General features: G+C 68.6%; 19 protein-coding genes, 1 tRNA gene and 2 pseudogenes. 8 read left to right on the top strand and 14 right to left on the bottom strand.

Translation table 11 applies throughout. The features are described from left to right. The first annotated feature begins 83 nt into the window (after window positions 1-83). Window positions 84-674 (top strand): ATP-binding protein, encoded by a 591-nt coding sequence (locus JOC24_RS11175; RefSeq protein ID WP_239580303.1) that lies wholly within the window; start codon window positions 84-86, stop codon window positions 672-674. On the opposite strand, the pseudogene pglX reads toward JOC24_RS11175, so the two are convergent. Beyond that, a pseudogene (pglX, locus tag JOC24_RS11170) lies at window positions 601-2,362 on the bottom strand (BREX-2 system adenine-specific DNA-methyltransferase PglX); the annotation flags it as partial. The gene JOC24_RS11175 and the pseudogene pglX overlap by 74 nt on opposite strands. Before the next feature lie 40 nt (window positions 2,363-2,402). Between pglX and JOC24_RS11165 the strand changes: the two are divergent. After that, a pseudogene (locus JOC24_RS11165) lies at window positions 2,403-2,813 on the top strand (HNH endonuclease); the annotation flags it as partial. After that, window positions 2,791-2,865, top strand: a tRNA-Leu gene (locus JOC24_RS11160). The pseudogene JOC24_RS11165 and the gene JOC24_RS11160, both read left to right, overlap by 23 nt. A 52-nt stretch (window positions 2,866-2,917) precedes the next feature. On the opposite strand, the gene rdgB is transcribed toward JOC24_RS11160, so the two are convergent. The 4 genes from rdgB to JOC24_RS11140 form a co-directional block, all read right to left on the bottom strand. Next, the gene (gene rdgB, locus JOC24_RS11155; RefSeq protein WP_205020070.1) at window positions 2,918-3,520 is read right to left on the bottom strand and encodes an RdgB/HAM1 family non-canonical purine NTP pyrophosphatase; all 603 of its coding nucleotides are present in this window, start codon (window positions 3,518-3,520) and stop codon (window positions 2,918-2,920) included. Between the two features lie 21 nt (window positions 3,521-3,541). Next, on the bottom strand, window positions 3,542-3,931 hold the full coding sequence (locus tag JOC24_RS11150; RefSeq protein WP_205020069.1) for a hypothetical protein: 390 nt from the start codon (window positions 3,929-3,931) through the stop codon (window positions 3,542-3,544). Between the two features lie 112 nt (window positions 3,932-4,043). Further along, window positions 4,044-4,781: a ribonuclease PH gene (gene rph / locus JOC24_RS11145; protein WP_205020068.1), complete on the bottom strand. Its 738-nt coding sequence runs from the start codon at window positions 4,779-4,781 to the stop codon at window positions 4,044-4,046. A 123-nt stretch (window positions 4,782-4,904) separates the two neighbouring features. Then, a complete protein-coding gene (locus JOC24_RS11140) occupies window positions 4,905-5,138 on the bottom strand; it encodes a glucose PTS transporter subunit EIIB (protein WP_205020067.1) in 234 nt (77 codons plus the stop codon). A 222-nt stretch (window positions 5,139-5,360) separates the two neighbouring features. On the opposite strand from JOC24_RS11140, the gene JOC24_RS11135 reads away from it, so the two are divergent. Both JOC24_RS11135 and JOC24_RS11130 read left to right on the top strand, forming a co-directional pair. Then, window positions 5,361-6,620, top strand: a complete 1,260-nt coding sequence (locus JOC24_RS11135) for a PTS transporter subunit EIIC (protein ID WP_205020066.1) — start codon at window positions 5,361-5,363, stop codon at window positions 6,618-6,620. A gap of 241 nt (window positions 6,621-6,861) precedes the next feature. After that, window positions 6,862-8,127: a PTS transporter subunit EIIC gene (locus JOC24_RS11130; RefSeq protein ID WP_205020065.1), complete on the top strand. Its 1,266-nt coding sequence runs from the start codon at window positions 6,862-6,864 to the stop codon at window positions 8,125-8,127. Between the two features lie 69 nt (window positions 8,128-8,196). Here JOC24_RS11130 and JOC24_RS11125 read toward each other — a convergent pair whose 3' ends face one another. After that, window positions 8,197-8,949, bottom strand: a complete 753-nt coding sequence (locus JOC24_RS11125) for an MBL fold metallo-hydrolase (protein ID WP_205020064.1) — start codon at window positions 8,947-8,949, stop codon at window positions 8,197-8,199. Window positions 8,950-9,123: 174 nt separating this feature from the next. Here JOC24_RS11125 and JOC24_RS11120 point away from each other — a divergent pair, with 174 nt between their 5' ends. Continuing rightward, window positions 9,124-9,597 (top strand): type II toxin-antitoxin system PemK/MazF family toxin, encoded by a 474-nt coding sequence (locus JOC24_RS11120; protein WP_205020063.1) that lies wholly within the window; start codon window positions 9,124-9,126, stop codon window positions 9,595-9,597. A 79-nt stretch (window positions 9,598-9,676) separates the two neighbouring features. Here JOC24_RS11120 and JOC24_RS11115 read toward each other — a convergent pair whose 3' ends face one another. From JOC24_RS11115 to clpS, 7 genes are all read right to left on the bottom strand, one after another. Beyond that, a complete protein-coding gene (locus JOC24_RS11115) occupies window positions 9,677-10,627 on the bottom strand; it encodes a PLP-dependent cysteine synthase family protein (RefSeq protein ID WP_205020062.1) in 951 nt (316 codons plus the stop codon). After that, complete coding sequence (locus tag JOC24_RS11110; RefSeq protein ID WP_205020061.1) at window positions 10,627-10,905, bottom strand: MoaD/ThiS family protein; 279 nt, start codon at window positions 10,903-10,905, stop codon at window positions 10,627-10,629. Before JOC24_RS11110 ends, JOC24_RS11115 begins: the two co-directional genes overlap by 1 nt. Before the next feature lie 112 nt (window positions 10,906-11,017). Beyond that, a complete protein-coding gene (locus JOC24_RS34160; protein WP_324605446.1) occupies window positions 11,018-11,131 on the bottom strand; it encodes a putative leader peptide in 114 nt (37 codons plus the stop codon). 119 nt (window positions 11,132-11,250) lie between these two features. Continuing rightward, window positions 11,251-11,685, bottom strand: a complete 435-nt coding sequence (locus JOC24_RS11105; protein WP_205020060.1) for a M67 family metallopeptidase — start codon at window positions 11,683-11,685, stop codon at window positions 11,251-11,253. A 101-nt stretch (window positions 11,686-11,786) separates the two neighbouring features. Then, window positions 11,787-13,337, bottom strand: coding sequence for an alanine/glycine:cation symporter family protein (locus JOC24_RS11100; RefSeq protein ID WP_205020059.1), 1,551 nt, complete (start codon window positions 13,335-13,337; stop codon window positions 11,787-11,789). A 369-nt stretch (window positions 13,338-13,706) separates the two neighbouring features. Then, entirely contained in the window at window positions 13,707-14,291 is a 585-nt protein-coding gene (locus tag JOC24_RS11095; RefSeq protein WP_205020058.1) for a DUF2017 domain-containing protein, read from the bottom strand. Window positions 14,292-14,340: 49 nt separating this feature from the next. Further along, window positions 14,341-14,649, bottom strand: a complete 309-nt coding sequence (gene clpS, locus JOC24_RS11090; protein ID WP_031100168.1) for an ATP-dependent Clp protease adapter ClpS — start codon at window positions 14,647-14,649, stop codon at window positions 14,341-14,343. A gap of 88 nt (window positions 14,650-14,737) precedes the next feature. On the opposite strand from clpS, the gene JOC24_RS11085 reads away from it, so the two are divergent. Both JOC24_RS11085 and JOC24_RS11080 read left to right on the top strand, forming a co-directional pair. Further along, the gene (locus tag JOC24_RS11085) at window positions 14,738-16,066 is read left to right on the top strand and encodes a nicotinate phosphoribosyltransferase (RefSeq protein WP_205020057.1); all 1,329 of its coding nucleotides are present in this window, start codon (window positions 14,738-14,740) and stop codon (window positions 16,064-16,066) included. A 154-nt stretch (window positions 16,067-16,220) separates the two neighbouring features. Continuing rightward, window positions 16,221-16,805 carry an isochorismatase family protein gene (locus tag JOC24_RS11080; protein ID WP_205020056.1) on the top strand — a complete coding sequence of 195 codons (585 nt, stop codon included), beginning with the start codon at window positions 16,221-16,223 and terminating at the stop codon, window positions 16,803-16,805. A gap of 17 nt (window positions 16,806-16,822) precedes the next feature. On the opposite strand, the gene JOC24_RS11075 is transcribed toward JOC24_RS11080, so the two are convergent. Beyond that, window positions 16,823-17,167: a hypothetical protein gene (locus tag JOC24_RS11075; protein WP_205020055.1), complete on the bottom strand. Its 345-nt coding sequence runs from the start codon at window positions 17,165-17,167 to the stop codon at window positions 16,823-16,825. Between the last annotated feature and the right edge of the window lie 51 nt (window positions 17,168-17,218).

Here is a 17,218-nt window from a genome sequence, read left to right as displayed (position 1 = left end):
GCGCACCGACCGCGTGTACAGCCCGTGCCCGTCAGCGCATCGCTCCTGGTCAACGCTACGCAGCGTCCGACACCGTTGACCCTATGAAGCCAGATACTCCCCCGAACGGGCATATGCCGCAGCGTCCCGCACCCGACCGCGAGTTCAGCATGCGCTTCACCTCAACCCCGCGCGGCGCCCGCCTCGCCCGCCGACTCGTCTCGCACCGCCTGGACGACTGGGGCCACCCCTATACGACCCCGGTCAACGAGACGCTCACCCTCATCACGGCGGAACTCACCGCCAACGCCGTACGCCACGGCCACGTCCCCGGCCGAGACTTTCACGTCCAACTCACTCTGGCCGAGAACACCTTCCGCATCGAGGTGACCGACACCCGCGTCGAGAAGCAGCCTCCGGCCAGTCCCCAGGCGACCGACTCGCTGTCCGAGTCCGGCCGGGGCCTGCTTCTGGTCGCCGCCCTGTCGGACGGCTGGGGCGTCAGTCCTCGCCGGGCCGCCCCGGGCAAGACCGTGTGGGCGGAGCTGCACGTACGGGCAAAGGGCCACCCGCTCACGCACCGGGTGGCCCCTGAACCGACGGATGTCGATCTACTCCTGGTTACTGCTTCACTGCTGCGCGACGACCTCGGGTTGCGGCCGGAGGACGCCAGCCACGGAGGTCATCGTCCGTGAGACCGTGCTCGCCCTGCTTCTGCTGGCGGTAACCGGCGAAGAAGTCCGCCGGGGAGCCGCTGTAGAGCATGTCGAACTCGTTGTGCCACTGGGACAGCCACGGCTGGATTTCCAGCAGGCCGGCGAGGAACGGGGTGATCTCCTCGGCGGTCAGCGCGGTGTTGGTGAAGTACGTGGCGAGGGCCTGCGCCTGCTCCTTGTGGTCCCAGCCGGCCCAGCCGTACAGCTCCGGGGTGACGGCGTTGGTCTGCCCGTAGGAGATGAACCGCTCCTTGGGCACGTCAAGCTTGCCACGCGCCCTCCAGTAGGAGGTGCGGAGGAAGTCGGCCGAGGTGTACTTCGGCGGTACGGGGATGGAGTCCCGGATCTTCCGCTTCTCCTGCTCGTCCTGGGTGGCGTCCTCCTTGCGCTGGCAGTCCCACACATCTTCCCAGTCGGCGCGCTTCTTCAGGCCGGAGGGCTTATAGCGCAGGACGGAGAGGAACGGCACGTGCTCGTCGGTGATCAACTCGGCGACGACCTTGGCGAGTTCCTTGCGGGGCGCGTAGAGCTTGGCGACGGAGACGAAGTCCTCGTCGCGGGAGAGGGCGTCGGTGAGGCGGGCCAGGGTGAGGATAGCGGGCTGGCCGTTCTCGTCGAACCAGTGATCGCGGTTCTCCATCCGGTCGAGCAGCCAGGAGCGGAGGGCCTTCTCCTGGAGAGCATCCCAGCCTTCGGTGGCCCAGCGGCGCTTGTACTCGGGGCGCTCGACCATGCCGATGGCACGGATCGACTCGATCGCATCGATGCGCTTCTGGACAATTTCCCGGTAGGGGGCGGGCCAGTGGGCGGGCATTTCGGTGATGGGCTCGAAATTGTGATTGTGATGACCAAACCACGAGGTGCTGACCTCGCCGCGTTCCCTCTTTCGGGCAAGCACGATCGCAAAGGCTCGTTCGGCAGGGGAAAGCAAAGGAACGTCGTCAGAGGACGCGATGATCTCCCGCTCAAGGAGACCATAGAGAGCATACACCTGCCAATCCAGTTCCTCTTGGGTGGCAATCATGCGGCCACGGGCAGCCTCCCACTTCTCACGCCCCTCACGTAGCGCAATCGCAGTAGGCGCACCGATGGCGGCGATGGAGGAGGGGCTAGTCGCAGCTAGCTCCTGCGCAAGGCTGTCTAGAGCGGTTCCGAGCCTCAAGGGAAATTCGGAAGGAATCGGGCCGGAGCCAGAAACCAGCCGTAGAGCTGTTGAGCAGGCCAAGCAATTGCAGGTGCTCCTCCTCACTCGCCCCCTCCCGCAACTTGATCACCGGTGCGGTCTGCTTGAAGACTTTGCCGCCGCGATCCAATACGAAATGATTGTGAGTTGACACAAACGGAAAAGCCAAACCAAACGGGGCGGCGTAACGCTTCGGGAAGAACATACTGTGATCAAACCAGCGCAAACCGCGCTCAGCGGGTGTCTGCCCGAAATCCATACGACGGCGAAGACCGGTTCGATTTCCCCACAGAAAACGCTCCTCTCGAATATTAAGCTGACGCGCATTCCCTTGTGAATCATAAGGAAAGAAGGTGTAAATCGGCGCGTCGATCCCATAGTCTCGAATGCCATCCCCGAGCACAACAGGCACACAGGAAGAACCCAACGAAAGCGTCTGCGCCGCTACTTGGGGTAGGTAGAAGGCGTCATCCATACCGGTGTGTGCTGCATCTGGTCAACCGGAAGGCCAAGGAGCTGGCCGGCCGGCTCGCGCCCGCCTAAAACGGAGTCTCGCCGAACACGGCCTCTCAACCGCCCACTTCACTGGGCAGGGACACACCAGAGGCTCCAGCTCTCCTCACCGCAAGGCTGCATCCGAGATCCTTCAGCGCCGGGAGTCCGGCGCCGCACGGACCCGAACCACACTCCTGCGCCGTGCACTCGATGAGATCGGACGCCCGCGCGTGTGTTCCGCGTGTGGCATCGGGGACACCTGGCAGGGCAAGCGTCTGGTACTGGAGATCGATCACATCAACGGTGACCATCTGGACAATTGCCGGGAGAACCTGCGCTACTTGTGTCCGTCATGCCACAGCCAGACCGCAACCTTCTCAAAGCGGCGAAGGTCCACCCAGTACAGTAGTGAAACGCGGGCCCGTACCCCAGCAGGCTAGAGGGCGCCGGCTTAGAACCGGTGTGTCGTGGGTTCAAATCCCACCGGGCCCACAGGTCAAATGAGGCCTTTACCTTCACATCGAAGGTGAAGGCCTCATTTCCGTCACCCCACCAGTTCCCGCACCACCGGCACCAGCGCCCGGAACGCCTTCCCCCGGTGGCTGATCGCGTTCTTCTCGTCGGGGGTGAGCTCCGCGCAGGTACGGGTCTCTCCGTCCGGCTGGAGGATCGGGTCGTAGCCGAAGCCGTAGGCTCCGGCCGGGGCGGTGCGCAGGGTGCCCGTGAGGCGGCCCTCCACCACGCGCTCCGTGCCGTCGGGGAGGGCCAGGGCCGCGGCGCAGGCGAAGTAGGCGCCGCGGTGCGGGCCGTCGATGTCGGCGAGCTGGGCGAGGAGCAGCTCCAGGTTGGCCCTGTCGTTGCCGTGGGCGCCCGCCCAGCGGGCCGAGAAGATGCCGGGGGCTCCGCCGAGGACGTCGACGCAGAGGCCGCTGTCGTCGGCGACGGCCGGGTGACCGGTGGCGCGGGCCAGGGCGTGGGCCTTGAGGAGGGCGTTCTCGGCGAAGGTGACGCCGGTCTCCTTGACGTCGGGGACGTCGGGGTACGCGTCCGCGCCGACGAGGTCGTGGCTCAGGCCCGCGTCGGCGAGGATCGCGTGGAGTTCGGTGATTTTCCCGGCGTTGCGGGTGGCGAGGATCAGGCGCGTCATGCGTCGATTATCGCCGCACGGTCACGTGGTGCAGACCTTGCCGATCTCGGTGGCGGCGTCCGTGACGGGGCTGATGTCCGGGGTGGCGTCGCCCTTCTCGATGGAGTCGCGGACGTTGGTGACCCCGGACTGCAGGTCGTCGACGGCCTTGTTGAGGTCGGCGTTGTCCGTGGTGTCGCCGAGGTCCTTGAGTTCCTTGTCGATCTGGTCCAGGGCTTCGGTGGCCTGGGTCGGGTCGTCGGAGGCGCTGGACACGGCCTGCTGGAGGTTGTTGACGCTGGTCGCGATGGCGTCGGCGGTACGGACGCAGTCCAGGGCCTTGTCGACGGCTCCGCAGCCGACCGCGGCTGTGAGCGTCAGCAGGGTGGCCGTGACGGCGAGTGCGGTGCGTTGGTGGCGGCGCGAAGCCATGGTGCGGTCCCTCCCCGGGGGCGGATACGTGGACGGACGCACGGTTCGACCCGTGCGCCCGTATCCGTTACGACGCTGTGTGCTGCGGATTTGGTTGCTTCTTTACCCGCCTTTACTCGCCGAGTGTGCGGGCGAGTGCCTCTTCCTGGACCTTGGCGAGGTCGGTGCAGCCGGCGGTGGCGAGATCGAGGAGTGCGTTGAGCTCGTCGCGGTCGAAGGGTTCGGCCTCGGCGGTGCCCTGGACCTCGACGAAGCGTCCGTCGCCGGTGCAGACGACGTTCATGTCGGTGTCGGCGCGGACGTCCTCCTCGTAGCAGAGGTCGAGGAGGGGGACGCCGTCGACGATGCCGACGCTGATCGCGGCGACGGTGCCGGTGAGGGGCTTGCGGCCGTGCTTGATGATCTTCTTGCCCTGGGCCCAGGCGATGGCGTCGGCGAGGGCGACGTAGGCGCCGGTGATGGCGGCGGTGCGGGTGCCGCCGTCGGCCTGGAGGACGTCGCAGTCGAGGACGATGGTGTTCTCGCCGAGGGCCTTGTAGTCGATGACGGCGCGGAGCGAGCGGCCGATGAGGCGGCTGATCTCGTGGGTGCGGCCGCCGATCTTGCCGCGTACGGATTCGCGGTCACCACGGGTGTTGGTGGAGCGGGGCAGCATGGAGTACTCGGCGGTGACCCAGCCTTCGCCGCTGCCCTTGCGCCAGCGGGGGACGCCTTCGGTGACGGAGGCGGTGCAGAAGACCTTGGTGTCTCCGAAGGAGATGAGTACGGAGCCTTCGGCGTGCTTGCTCCATCCGCGTTCGATGGTGACGGGGCGGAGCTGTTCGGGGGTGCGGCCGTCGATACGAGACATGGCGTCGAGCCTATCGGCTGAGGGGCCGGGTCCGTTCGGGTGCACGGCAGGCCCCGCTCCGGGCCGGTCGGGGGCGGAGCGGGGCCTGCGCGTGGGACCGTGGTGGGCCGGCGGGTCAGCCGGTCACATCATGTCTTCGATGTCGGCGGCGATGGGGTCGGCGTCGGTGCCGATGACGACCTGGATCGCGGTGCCCATCTTGACGACGCCGTGGGCTCCGGCGGCCTTGAGCGCGACTTCGTCGACCTTGCTGGGGTCGTGGACCTCGGTGCGGAGGCGGGTGATGCAGCCTTCGATCTCGTCGATGTTCTCGATACCGCCGAGCCCGGCGACGATCTTCTCAGCCTTGCTGGCCATGTCCTTCTCCCTGGTCTGTGCATGCGTGGGGCGGCCCCACCATGGGTCCGTTTCGTCACGGTAACGCACGGTTGGCCCAACTTCACGGGCAGGTAACCGCGCTGTCCCCAATGATGACGATCACCGGCGCCACGCCTTCCGGCAGGGCCCCGCACCGTACGGCGACTGGTCTACACCAGTTTGCAACGACCGCCAAGCCAGGCGTGTTCCGGGAGGATGCCGATGAGTTCGAACGCGGCTGTGCAACCGCAGCGCAAGTGGTGGAACGGGCCGGTCCAGGGACTCCAGAAGGTCGGCCGGAGCCTGCAGCTGCCGGTGGCCGTACTGCCCGCGGCGGGGCTCCTCGTCAGCCTCGGCAATCTCTTCGACTCCTCGTTGCACGGCGCCTTCTGGGACAAGTTCGCGAAGGTCCTCCTCAACGGCGGCACGGCGATCCTCGACGGCGAGGTGGGCCTGCCCCTGCTCTTCTGCATCGGTGTCGCGATCGGCTTCGCGAAGAAGGCGGACGGCTCGACGGCGCTGGCCGCCGTCGTCGGCTTCCTCGTGTACCGCGGGGTACTGGCGGCCTTCCCGGTGGACGGCACGATGACCGAGGCGACGCCCGACGGGGTGCCGCAGAACCCCGGGGTCCTGGGCGGCATCATCATCGGCCTGCTGACCGCCGTGGTCTGGCAGCGCTACCACCGCACGAAGCTGGTCGACTGGCTCGGCTTCTTCAACGGTCGGCGCCTGGTGCCGATCCTGATGGCGTTCCTGTGCGTGATCCTGGGCGTGCTGTTCGGCCTGCTGTGGCAGCCGGTGGGTGACGCGCTGACGTGGTTCGCCAAGCAGCTGATCGATCTGGGCGCCTGGGGTTCGGCGATCTTCGGTTTCGCGAACCGGCTGCTGATCCCGATCGGCATGCACCAGTTCCTGAACACGTTCTTCTGGTTCCAGGCGGGCGAGTTTACGGGCGGGGACGGCGGGACCGTCCAGGGCGACATCTCCCGCTTCTTCGCCGGGGACCCGTCGGCCGGGCAGTTCACCTCGGGGTTCTTCCCGATCATGATGTTCGGCCTGCCGGCCGCCGCGCTGGCGATCGCCCACACCGCGCGTCCGGAGCGGCGCAAGGAGGTGTCCGGGCTAATGCTGTCCGTGGCGCTGACGTCGTTCGTGACGGGCGTGACGGAGCCGCTGGAGTTCTCGTTCCTCTTCGTCGCCCCACTGCTCTACGGGGTGCACGCGATCCTCACCGGGGTCTCGATGGGGGTCACCTGGGCGTTGGGCGTGCACGCGGGGTTCAGTTTCTCGGCCGGGCTGATCGACTACGTCGTCAACTGGCACCTGGACACGAAGCCGTGGCTGATCATCCCGATCGGGCTGTGCTTCGCGGTGGTCTACTACGCGATCTTCCGGTTCGCGATCACGAAGTTCGATCTCCAGACCCCGGGGCGCGAGCCCGTCGAGGAGGAGGAGAAGATCGAGGAGGACCTCACGAAGTAGGGCCTCCCAGGCTCTCGGTGGAGCCCCCGGACCGCGAGGTCCGGGGGCTCCTCGGCGTCACCGAGGGTACTGGGGGCACTACGGGGCATATGGAAGGTTCCTTATCCAACCCTCACCGTGCTAAAACTGGTCTACACCACTCAGTGGTCCAGACCACGCGGCCGTCTCTGCCGCCGCGTTCCTCGAGTCGCCGCCCCCCACCAACTGTCCCCGGCGGCGCCTTGCCTACTGGAGGAAGTTGATGAGTACGGACACCGCTCCGGCGGCCCCCGCGAAGAAGCGGGGCGCCGGCGTGATGGCTGTCATGCAGCGCATCGGCCGCAGCCTCATGCTGCCCGTCGCGGTCCTGCCCGCGGCCGCGCTGCTGGTCCGGCTCGGCAATGCCGACATGCTCGGCCGCGAGTCGTTCCCCACCGTCATCACCAAGCTGGCCGGCTACATGGCGGCCGGCGGTGGTGCCATTCTCGACAACATGGCGCTGCTGTTCGCCGTCGGCATCGCCATCGGCTTCGCCAAGAAGTCGGACGGCTCGACGGCTCTCGCCGCGGTGACCGGCTACCTGGTCTTCCAGAAGGTGCTCGCCACCTTCACCGACAGCAACCTCCCGCAGGTCGCGAGCGTCGCCGACGGCAAGATCGTGATGAGCGACGCCCCGGTCAACGCGGGTGTGCTCGGCGGTGTCGTGATGGGCATAGTCGTGGCCCTGCTCTACCAGAAGTTCTACCGGACGAAGCTGCCGGACTGGGCGGGCTTCTTCAGCGGCCGTCGTCTGGTTCCGATCCTCTCCGCCTTCGCGGGTCTGGTCATCGGTATCGTCTTCGGCGTCATCTGGCCGGTGCTCGGCACGGGCCTGCACAACTTCGGTGAGTGGCTGGTCGGTTCCGGCGCGGTCGGTGCGGGCATCTTCGGTGTCGCCAACCGTGCGCTGATCCCGGTCGGCATGCACCACCTGCTGAACTCCTTCCCGTGGTTCCAGGCCGGCGAGTACAACGGCGCCCACGGTGACATCGCCCGCTTCCTGGCCGGCGACCCGAACGCCGGGCAGTTCATGACCGGCTTCTTCCCGATCATGATGTTCGCCCTTCCGGCCGCCTGCCTCGCGATCGTCCACTGTGCCCGTCCGGAGCGCCGCAAGGTCGTCGGCGGCATGATGTTCTCCCTGGCCCTGACCTCGTTCGTCACCGGTGTGACCGAGCCGATCGAGTTCACGTTCATGTTCATCGCCCCGGTGCTCTACGCGATCCACGCGGTGCTGACCGGTGTCTCGATGGCACTGACCTGGGCGCTCGGCATGAAGGACGGCTTCGGCTTCTCGGCCGGTCTGGTCGACTTCCTGCTGAACCTGGGCATCGCGTCGAAGCCCTGGCTGCTGGTGCTGGTCGGCCTCTGCTTCGCGGTGGTCTACTACGTGGTCTTCCGCTTCGCGATCACGAAGTTCAACCTTCCGACTCCGGGCCGCGAGTCCGACGAGGAGCTCGCCGAGCTCCAGAAGGCCGAGGCCAAGTAGTCCGGCCCCTGTCACAGCACGGCGAAGCCCCGTTCCCTCCGCGTGGAGGGAACGGGGCTTCGCCGGTTCCTAGATCTCGTACACCGCGCCGGGCGCGGCCAGCTCCACCGGGCCGTCGTAGACCTCGCGGGCGTCGGCGAGGTTGCGTTCGGCGTCCGTCCACGGCGGGATGTGGGTGAGGACGAGACGTCCGGCTCCGGCGCGGGCGGCGTACTCGCCTGCTTCGCGGCCGTTGAGGTGGAGGTCCGGGATGTCCTCCTTGCCGTGGACGAACGATGCTTCGCAGAGGAACAGGTCCGATCCCTCGGCGAGTTCGGCCAGCGCATCGCAGGTGCCGGTGTCGCCGGAGTACGTGAGGGTGCGCCCGTCGTGCTCGATCCTGATGCCGAAGGTGTCGACGGGGTGGCGGAGCTTCTCCGTGCGGACCGAGAAGGGGCCGATCTCGAAGGATCCGGACTTCAGCGTGTGGAAGTCGAAGACCTCACCCATGGCGTGGTCGGACGGGGTGTCGGCGTGGGCGGTGGTGAGCCGCTGCTCGGTGCCCTCCGGGCCGTACACGGGGATGGCCTCGGGGCGTCCGCCGTCGAAGCGGTAGTACCGGACGACGAAGTACGCGCACATGTCGATGCAGTGATCGGCATGGAGGTGGCTGAGGAAGATGGCGTCGAGGTCGTAGAGACCTACGTGGCGCTGCAGCTCGCCCAGGGCGCCGTTGCCCATGTCGAGGAGCAGCCGGAAGCCGTCGGCCTCTACGAGGTAGCTCGAGCATGCCGAACCCGGTGACGGGAACGAGCCGGAGCAGCCGACGACGGTGAGCTTCATGGAGCGTGAACCTCCGAGGCGTGGGAACGGGGAGGGTTCGTGCGGTCCGTCGAGCGTAAGGCGCGAAACCACTGGTCGCTCCTCCACGGCCTGCCGTTGTGGGGGAACTCACCTGTGGTGTCACCGGTTCGATGGAAGGCCGGGTGCCGTGCGGCGCGCCGGTACGGTCGGTGCATGAACTCGTGGTGGTGGGCGGCACTGGCCGTCGTTGTCCTGCTGGCGCTCGTGGCGACGGTCTCCGATGCGCGGGGCCGGGGCGGGCGTGGTCCGCGGCGTCCGGGTGGGCGGACGCGTCCGCCGGGGCGTGCTCCGGAGAGGAAGAAGAAGGGCAGGCCGCACGGGGGGCCGCGGCCGGGGGAGATCTGGTGGGCGGACGTGCCGTTCGAGGACGGGCCGGGGTCGAAGGACCGGCCGTGTCTGGTCCTGTCGGTGCGGGGCGGCACGGCGGTGGTGGCCAAGATCACCAGCAAGCACCATGAGGAGCGGCCCGGGGTGATCGCGCTGCCCGCGGGTTCGGTGGGGGACGCGCGGGGGCGGCAGAGCTACCTGGAGACGGACGAGCTGCGGGAGGTCGCGCTGGCGGGGTTCCGGCGGAAGGCGGGCGAGCTGGATCCGGGGGTGTGGGGGCGGGTTCGGGATCTGGGGTGAACGTGCGGGAGGCGCGGGGCGGGGTGTTCTCCCGTCCCGCGCCTTCGGTGCGCGTGGCCGCCGGGCGGCCGAGGGGCCGTCAGGCCCAGAGCTGGCCGTGCAGGGTTTCGATGGCGGCTTCTGTCGTGGGTGCGGTGTAGACGCCGGTCGACAGGTACTTCCATCCGCCGTCCGCGACGACGAAGACGATGTCCGCGGACTCGCCCGCCTTGACGGCCTTGTGGCCGACGCCGATGGCGGCGTGGAGCGCGGCGCCGGTGGAGACGCCGGCGAAGATGCCCTCCTGCTGGAGGAGCTCGCGGGTGCGGGTGACGGCGTCGGCGGAGCCGACGGAGAAGCGGGTGGTGAGCACGGAGGCGTCGTAGAGCTCGGGGACGAAGCCTTCGTCGAGGTTGCGCAGGCCGTAGACGAGGTCGTCGTAGCGCGGTTCGGCGGCGACGACGGTGACGTCGGGCTTGTTCTCGCGGAGGTAGCGGCCGACGCCCATGAGGGTTCCGGTGGTGCCGAGGCCTGCGACGAAGTGGGTGATGGACGGGAGGTCGGTGAGGATCTCCGGGCCGGTGGTGGCGTAGTGGGCGCCGGCGTTGTCCGGGTTGCCGTACTGGTAGAGCATGACCCAGTCGGGGTGCTCGGCGGAGAGCTCCTTGGCCACGCGTACGGCGGTGTTGGAGCCGCCCGCGGCGGGGGACGAGATGATCTCGGCTCCCCACATCGTGAGCAGGTCGCGCCGTTCCTGCGAGGTGTTCTCGGGCATGACGCAGACGATGCGGTAGCCCTTGAGCCTGGCGGCCATGGCGAGGGAGATGCCGGTGTTGCCGCTGGTGGGTTCGAGGATGGTGCAGCCGGGTGTGAGGCGGCCGTCCTTCTCCGCCTGCTCGACCATGTGGAGCGCGGGGCGGTCCTTGATCGAGCCGGTGGGGTTGCGGTCCTCCAGCTTGGCCCAGATGCGGACGTCCTCGGACGGGGACAGCCGTGGGAGGCGGACCAGGGGTGTGTTGCCCACGGTCGCCAGTGGGGAGTCGTACCGCATCAGCGCATGCCGCCGGCGACGGCCGGGAGGATGGTGACGTTGTCGCCGTCGGTGAGCTTGGTGGAGATGCCGTCGAGGAAGCGGACGTCCTCGTCGTTGAGGTAGACGTTCACGAAGCGGCGCAGCTTGTCGCCGTCGACGATGCGCTCACGGATGCCGTTGTGGCGGCTCTCGAGGTCGGCGAAGAGGTCGGCGAGGGTCTCCCCGTTGCCTTCGACGGCCTTGGCGCCGTCGGTGTAGGTGCGGAGGATGGTCGGGATGCGGACCTCGATGGCCATGGCGTGGGCTCCTGTCGAATGCGGGGAGGTGGCGTGGGGCGCGCGTCTGTGGCCCCGCGCGGGGGGTTGGTGCGTACGTGGTGCGCTCGGACCGCGGCTCAGGCCGTGCGGTTCACGGGCAGGCGGAAGCCGGACACATCGCGCTGCTGAGCCTGCACAGGTCGACGTGCAGCCGCGCGACGAGCAGCATGCCCGGCGTCTTTTCGCTCACGTCATGGGGAACCATGTGGTCATCGTATCGATTCCCCACCCGGGATCCGGAGTGTGATCCCACATGTCGGATGGTGAGCGTTCGCCATGTGGGACGCGGGTCTGGCTGGTGCTGCCGGGGACGGCCCGTCGGCGTCAGGCGGCCGGGGGGTACGCCTCGACGATCTGGACCTCTTCCTCGGTGATCTCGCCGTCCACGATGCGGTACGAGCGGAACTGAAAGGGGCCCGCTCCGTCGGTGTCCGCGGTGGAGACCAGCACGTAGTGGGCGCCGGGCTCGTTGGCGTACGTGACGTCGGTGCGGGAGGGGTAGGCCTCGGTAGCGGTGTGGGAGTGGTAGACGATCACCGGCTCCTCGTCACGGTCGTCCATGTCGCGGTACAGCGTGAGCAGGTCCGCGGAGTCGAACTCGTAGAACGTGGGCGAGCGTGCGGCGTTGAGCATGGGGACGAAGCGTTCGGGGCGGCCCGTTCCGGCCGGGCCTGCGACCACTCCGCATGCCTCGTCGGGGTGGTCGGCCCGGGAGTGGGCGACGATCTGGTCGTACAGCGTTTGGGTGAGGGTCAGCATGGCGCCAGGATATGCACGCCGGACGGGCCCGTACCGCGTGAGGTACGGACCCGTCCGGATGCTGGAACGCCGGGCCGGCGACCGCCGGGCCGGCCGGAGGATCAGCCGGCGTTCACCGGCGCGTTCTCCAGCCCGTCGTCCTCGACAGGGCCGACCGGGCCCGCTTCGCCGGCCTTGTGCCGGCGGACGTACTCGAGGAAGGTGTTCAGTTCGCGCTTGACCACGGGCGCCAGCAGGTAGAGACCGATGATGTTGATCACGGCGAGGGTGAAGAGCACCGCGTCCGCCATGTCGATGAGGGTCTGCAGGGTGAGAAGGGAGCCGGCGACCGCGAAGACCGTGTAGATGACCTTGAAGATGACCTCGCTCGCCCTGCTCCGGCCGAAGAGGTACGTCCACGCCTTGAGGCCGTAGTAGCCCCAGGTCAGCACCGTGGAGATCGCGAACAGCATGACGGCGATCGTCAGGATGTGGGGGAACCACGGCAGGACGGTGGCGAACGCGTCGGAGGTGATGGTGACACCTCCGATGTCCTCTCCGGCACGGGCCTCGGCCCAGCTGGCCGGGTTGGCGACGACGATGGTCAGCGCGGTCATGGTGCAGACGAGGACGGTGTCGATGAACGGCTCGAGCAGTGCGACCAGGCCTTCGCTCGCGGGATGCTTGGTCTTCACCGCGGAGTGGGCGATCGGAGCCGATCCCAGGCCTGCCTCGTTGGAGAACGCCGCTCGCTTGAAGCCGATGATCAGTGCGCCGAGCAGACCGCCCGCGACGCCCTTGGGGTTGAACGCGCCGTCGATGATCGCGCCGATCGCGGCAGGCAGGTGGGCGACGTTGACGACGAGGACGGTGAGACAGGCGAGGACGTAGAGCCCGGCCATCGCGGGGACGAGCCGGCTCGTGACGGACGCGATGGAGCGGATGCCGCCGAGGAGCACCACGCCGACGATCGCGGCGATCAGCAGTCCGAAGAGAAGCGCACCCCCGGAGGAACCGACGGCCCCGCCCTCGCCTCCGGTGACCGAGACGAGCTGGGCGTAGCTCTGGTTGACCTGGAAGAGGTTGCCGCCGAAGAGCCCGAAGAAGAGGATCATGACGGAGGCGAGGACGGCGAGAACCTTGCCGAACTGCTTGCCCCGGTTGCCGAACCGTTCGGCGAGCCCCTTGGGCAGGTAGTGCATGGGTCCACCGGAGACGGTTCCGTCCGCGTGCACCTCCCGGTACTTCACGCCGAGCGTGACCTCGACGAACTTCGTGGCCATACCGAGCAGGCCGCAGAGGATCATCCAGAACGTCGCGCCGGGTCCACCGATGGTCACGGCGACCGCCACACCGGCGATGTTGCCGAGCCCGACCGTTCCGGAGACCGCAGCGGTCAGCGCCTGGAAGTGGTTGACCTCCCCCGGCGCGCCCTTCTCGTCGAAGCGGCCGCGCACGACGTCGACGGCCAGCCGGAATTTGCGGATCTGGATGAAGCCGAACCAACAGGTGAACACCAGGCCGGCCACCACGAGCCAGGCGACGATGAGTGGAAGGCCGGTGCCGAATACGGACACCTCGTAGAAAACAACTTTGCCCAGCCATTCGGCAATGGGTTCGAAGAATCCGCTGACGGCTTCATCGACACTTCTGGTCATGGAGTCAAGTGACATCTGGCTACCTCAGTGGCGCGGGGCTGTCCGGGCGTGGGGCACGGAGAGCGCGGGCGGACTCGGAGTGAGCGCCGGTGTCCGTTCGGCGTGTGGGGCCGGCGGGGTCCGTGGACGCGGACCTGCCTCTGCCCGGAGCTGCACCCGGCGATCGGCCAGGTCTCATCCGGTCCGGCGGGGGGGTGGTGCCGAAAAATGAGTTGTGAAGTAGTACCACATCGCTCCCTGATGCCCGTGTGGCACGCGTCACGCAGATAGGGGACCAAACCGCCGTTTCGGGCCACTCTCCCGGAACGGCGACTGTATCGTTATGCGAATTTGAGCGTCCGTTGAGCGAACGGGCGTGGAACCACCACGCCCACGCCACCGGCGTTACGGCATCAGCGTTTCGACGAGCGTCTCCTGGAGTGCGCCGAGCCAGAGATAGGCCATGACCATCGGTTTGCGCGGATCGTCGTCGGGAAGCCGGTAGAGCGAACCGCCCTGACCCTCGTCCTCGTCGGAGACCTCCAGGCGCGTGCCGATCGTGAGCCGGAGGTCGTTGAGGGAGCCGAGCCAGTGGTGGCACTCCTCGGCGGTGAGCCTGAGCACCGCGCCGCTGTCCGCCACGGGCGAGAGCGCGTCGAGCGACCGCACGACAGCGAGGGCGTCGTCGCGCTTGCGGGTGCGCAGGTCGTTCTCGGTGAAGCGGCGGAACTCGGCGGACGCCTCGCGCAGTTCCTTGTCCCGGTCCCCGTACGCCTCGGGGAAGAGGCGGGCCAGGGCAGGGTCGGAGGGCGGCTCGCTGGGGCCTTCGGCGAACAGGGCGGTGAGCGGGTCCTCCCCTTCGGCGGGTTCGTCGCCGGGGCCGATCAGTTCGAGCAGCTGGACGGCGAGGGAGCGCAGGATGGCGACCTCGACCTCGTCGAGGGCGACGGACGCGCCGCCGCCTGGGGTGGCCTCGAAGTGGCCGGCCATGAATTCTCCGATGGTGGGTCGGGCGGAGGGCGGAAGGGGCTGCGACGGGTCAGTTGCGGTCCTGGGTCAGGGTGGCCCAGAGCCCGTAGCCGTGCATGGCCTGGACGTCGCGTTCCATCTCCTCGCGGCTGCCGCTGGAGACGACGGCGCGGCCCTTCTGGTGGACGTCGAGCATGAGCTTGTGCGCCTTGTCCTTGGAATAGCCGAAGTAGGCCTGGAAGACATACGTCACATAGCTCATGAGGTTGACCGGGTCGTTGTGCACCAGCGTCACCCAGGGGACGTCGGGCTCAGGGACGGCGAAGGTCTCCTCGGCCGATTCGGGACGTTCGATCTCTACGGGGGCAGCAACGCTCACCTACCCCATGCTGCCACCAGAGAGGGTCAGGCGCACAAACGACGCCCCCATCTCGTCACTTTGACGAATAGGGAGTAGCATCCCCGGCATGAACTCAGCGGACCTTGGACGACGGGTCGGTGTGCCGTCGACCGCACTCTTCACCGACCAGTACGAGCTCACGATGGTGCAGGCCGCACTGAAGGCCGGCACCGCGGACCGGCGCTCCGTCTTCGAGGCCTTCACCCGGCGCCTGCCCGAGGGACGGCGCTACGGCGTCGTCGCCGGCGTCGGGCGGGTGCTGGACGCGGTGGAGAACTTCCACTTCGACGACGAGATGCTCGCCTTCCTGCGCGACCAGCGGGTCGTGGACGCGCCCACGGTCGACTGGCTGGCGGACTACCGCTTCAGCGGCGACATCTGGGGCTACCCGGAGGGCGAGGTGTACTTCCCGGGCTCGCCGCTCCTGCGGGTCGAGGGTTCCTTCGCCGAGTGCGTGCTGCTGGAGACCGTGATCCTGTCGATCCTGAACCACGACTCGGCGATCGCCGCCGCCGCGTCCCGGATGTCGGCCGCGGCGGGCGGGCGACGGCTCATCGAGATGGGCGCGCGGCGCACGCACGAGCTGTCGGCGGTGGCGTCGGCGCGCGCGGCGTACATCGGCGGCTTCCACACCACCTCGGACCTGGCGGCCGGTTTCCGCTACAACATCCCGACCGTCGGGACGAGTGCGCACGCCTTCACGCTCCTGCACGACAGCGAGCGGGACGCCTTCCGGGCCCAGGTGGACTCGCTGGGCCGGGGGACGTCGCTGCTGGTCGACACCTACGACGTGACCGAGGCCGTCCGTACGGCCGTGGAGGTCGCGGGGCCGGAGCTCGGCGCCGTACGGATCGACTCCGGGGACCTGCTGCTCGTCGCGCACCGGGTCCGGCAGCAGCTGGACGAGCTGGGTGCCACGGAGACGAAGATCGTGGTCACGTCCGACCTGGACGAGTACGCGATCGCCTCGCTGGCCGCCGCGCCCGTCGACGCCTACGGGGTGGGTACGCAGCTGGTCACCGGCAGCGGGCACCCGACGTGCTCCATGGTGTACAAGCTGGTGGCACGTGCGCGGACCGCCGATCCGGCAGACCCGCTGCTGCCGGTGGTGAAGAAGTCGCTGGGCGCGAAGTCGTCGAGGGGCGGCCGCAAGTGGGCGGCGCGCAGGCTGGACGATGCCGGGATCGCCGAGGCCGAGGTGATCGGCAGCGGGGAGGTCCCGCCGGAGCTGGTGGACCGGCAGGTACAGGTGGAGCTGGTCAAGGGCGGTGAGGTCGTCGGCCGGGAGCCGCTGGAGGCCGCGCGGGAGCGGCACGTCGCGGCACGGGCGGGGCTGCCGATGTCGGCGATGCAGCTGTCCCGGGGTGAGCCGGTGCTGCCCACCGAGTACCTGTGAGGCACACCCCGGCCCCCTCGGCCGCGGGGCGGGCCCGGCCGCGAGAGCGGGGTGCGCACCCCCTCCCGCAGGCTGCCCGGAGTCTCTAGGCTCGGTGGCATCCCCACCGTCCGCATCCGCACGACCGCCCGAACCCCACCGAAGGACAACCGCCATGCATCGCGCCTTGATCGTCGTCGACGTTCAGAACGACTTCTGCGAGGGCGGCAGCCTCGCGGTGGCGGGCGGCGCCGAGGTCGCCGCCGCCATCACCGACCTGATCGGCGAGGCCAGGCCCGGTTACAGCCACGTCGTGGCCACCCGGGACCACCACGTCGATCCCGGTGACCACTTCTCCGCCACGCCCGACTTCGAGCACTCCTGGCCGCCGCACTGCGTCGCCGGCACGGAGGGTGTGGGCTTCCACCCCAATTTCGCCCCAGCCGTGGCCTCCGGCGCGATCGACACCGTCTTCGACAAGGGGGCGTACACCGCGGCGTACAGCGGTTTCGAGGGTGTCGACGAGAACGGGACGGGGCTCGCCCAGTGGCTGCGGGACCGGTCCGTCACCGCCGTCGACGTCGTCGGCATCGCCACGGACCACTGTGTGCGGGCCACCGCCCTGGACGCAGCCCGGGAGGGCTTCGTCACGCACGTCCTGCTGGACCTGACCGCCGGGGTCGCCGAGGCGACCACGGAGCGGGCCCTGGGCGAGCTGCGGACCGCCGGCGTGGAGCTGTCGGGCAAGCCGGTCGTCTGACCCCGTCCGGCGCGCGCTCAGGCCGCCGGACGGGCCGGGCCCGCGTATCCGGAGGATCCCAGCAGAGCCCGTATGGGGTGCCAGAGCTCCTGGCCGGTCTGGGGCGCCGTACGCCACAGGAGTCCGTCCGGGTGGTGCAGGACCGCCGTGACCTCGTCCGGGGTGGGCGGCTGCGCGTTGCCCCTGAGGTAGACGGCGCGCAGCCCGAGATTGCGCACCCTGGTCAGGGCGCGCGCCCGGTTCACCGCGTGCACCAGCACCCGTACCGGCTCCCCGGGGCCGGATCCGCCGGCCGGACCGTTCAGGGTCAGTGCCACCACCACGGTGCCGTTGGGCAACCTGCAGAAACCTCCGCCTGCCATGCTTCGCGCTCCCCCGTAAGACTTCGTGTCAATAAGGATTCGTAGGACGCA

The organism is Streptomyces sp. HB132, from assembly GCF_016909575.1.
Lineage (GTDB): Bacteria > Actinomycetota > Actinomycetes > Streptomycetales > Streptomycetaceae > Streptomyces.
The sequence above is the reverse complement of the archived record's forward strand: the minus strand, read 5'-3'. Positions and strand labels throughout refer to the sequence as shown.

Coding starts and splice junctions, on each gene's coding strand:
- JOC24_RS11175 (WP_239580303.1), top strand. CDS start 84: ATGAAGCCAGATACTCCCCCGAACGGGCATATGCCGCAGCGTCCCGCA.
- rdgB (WP_205020070.1), bottom strand. CDS start 3,520: ATGACGCGCCTGATCCTCGCCACCCGCAACGCCGGGAAAATCACCGAA.
- JOC24_RS11150 (WP_205020069.1), bottom strand. CDS start 3,931: ATGGCTTCGCGCCGCCACCAACGCACCGCACTCGCCGTCACGGCCACC.
- rph (WP_205020068.1), bottom strand. CDS start 4,781: ATGTCTCGTATCGACGGCCGCACCCCCGAACAGCTCCGCCCCGTCACC.
- JOC24_RS11140 (WP_205020067.1), bottom strand. CDS start 5,138: ATGGCCAGCAAGGCTGAGAAGATCGTCGCCGGGCTCGGCGGTATCGAG.
- JOC24_RS11135 (WP_205020066.1), top strand. CDS start 5,361: ATGAGTTCGAACGCGGCTGTGCAACCGCAGCGCAAGTGGTGGAACGGG.
- JOC24_RS11130 (WP_205020065.1), top strand. CDS start 6,862: ATGAGTACGGACACCGCTCCGGCGGCCCCCGCGAAGAAGCGGGGCGCC.
- JOC24_RS11125 (WP_205020064.1), bottom strand. CDS start 8,949: ATGAAGCTCACCGTCGTCGGCTGCTCCGGCTCGTTCCCGTCACCGGGT.
- JOC24_RS11120 (WP_205020063.1), top strand. CDS start 9,124: ATGAACTCGTGGTGGTGGGCGGCACTGGCCGTCGTTGTCCTGCTGGCG.
- JOC24_RS11115 (WP_205020062.1), bottom strand. CDS start 10,627: ATGCGGTACGACTCCCCACTGGCGACCGTGGGCAACACACCCCTGGTC.
- JOC24_RS11110 (WP_205020061.1), bottom strand. CDS start 10,905: ATGGCCATCGAGGTCCGCATCCCGACCATCCTCCGCACCTACACCGAC.
- JOC24_RS34160 (WP_324605446.1), bottom strand. CDS start 11,131: ATGGTTCCCCATGACGTGAGCGAAAAGACGCCGGGCATGCTGCTCGTC.
- JOC24_RS11105 (WP_205020060.1), bottom strand. CDS start 11,685: ATGCTGACCCTCACCCAAACGCTGTACGACCAGATCGTCGCCCACTCC.
- JOC24_RS11100 (WP_205020059.1), bottom strand. CDS start 13,337: ATGTCACTTGACTCCATGACCAGAAGTGTCGATGAAGCCGTCAGCGGA.
- JOC24_RS11095 (WP_205020058.1), bottom strand. CDS start 14,291: ATGGCCGGCCACTTCGAGGCCACCCCAGGCGGCGGCGCGTCCGTCGCC.
- JOC24_RS11085 (WP_205020057.1), top strand. CDS start 14,738: ATGAACTCAGCGGACCTTGGACGACGGGTCGGTGTGCCGTCGACCGCA.
- JOC24_RS11080 (WP_205020056.1), top strand. CDS start 16,221: ATGCATCGCGCCTTGATCGTCGTCGACGTTCAGAACGACTTCTGCGAG.
- JOC24_RS11075 (WP_205020055.1), bottom strand. CDS start 17,167: ATGGCAGGCGGAGGTTTCTGCAGGTTGCCCAACGGCACCGTGGTGGTG.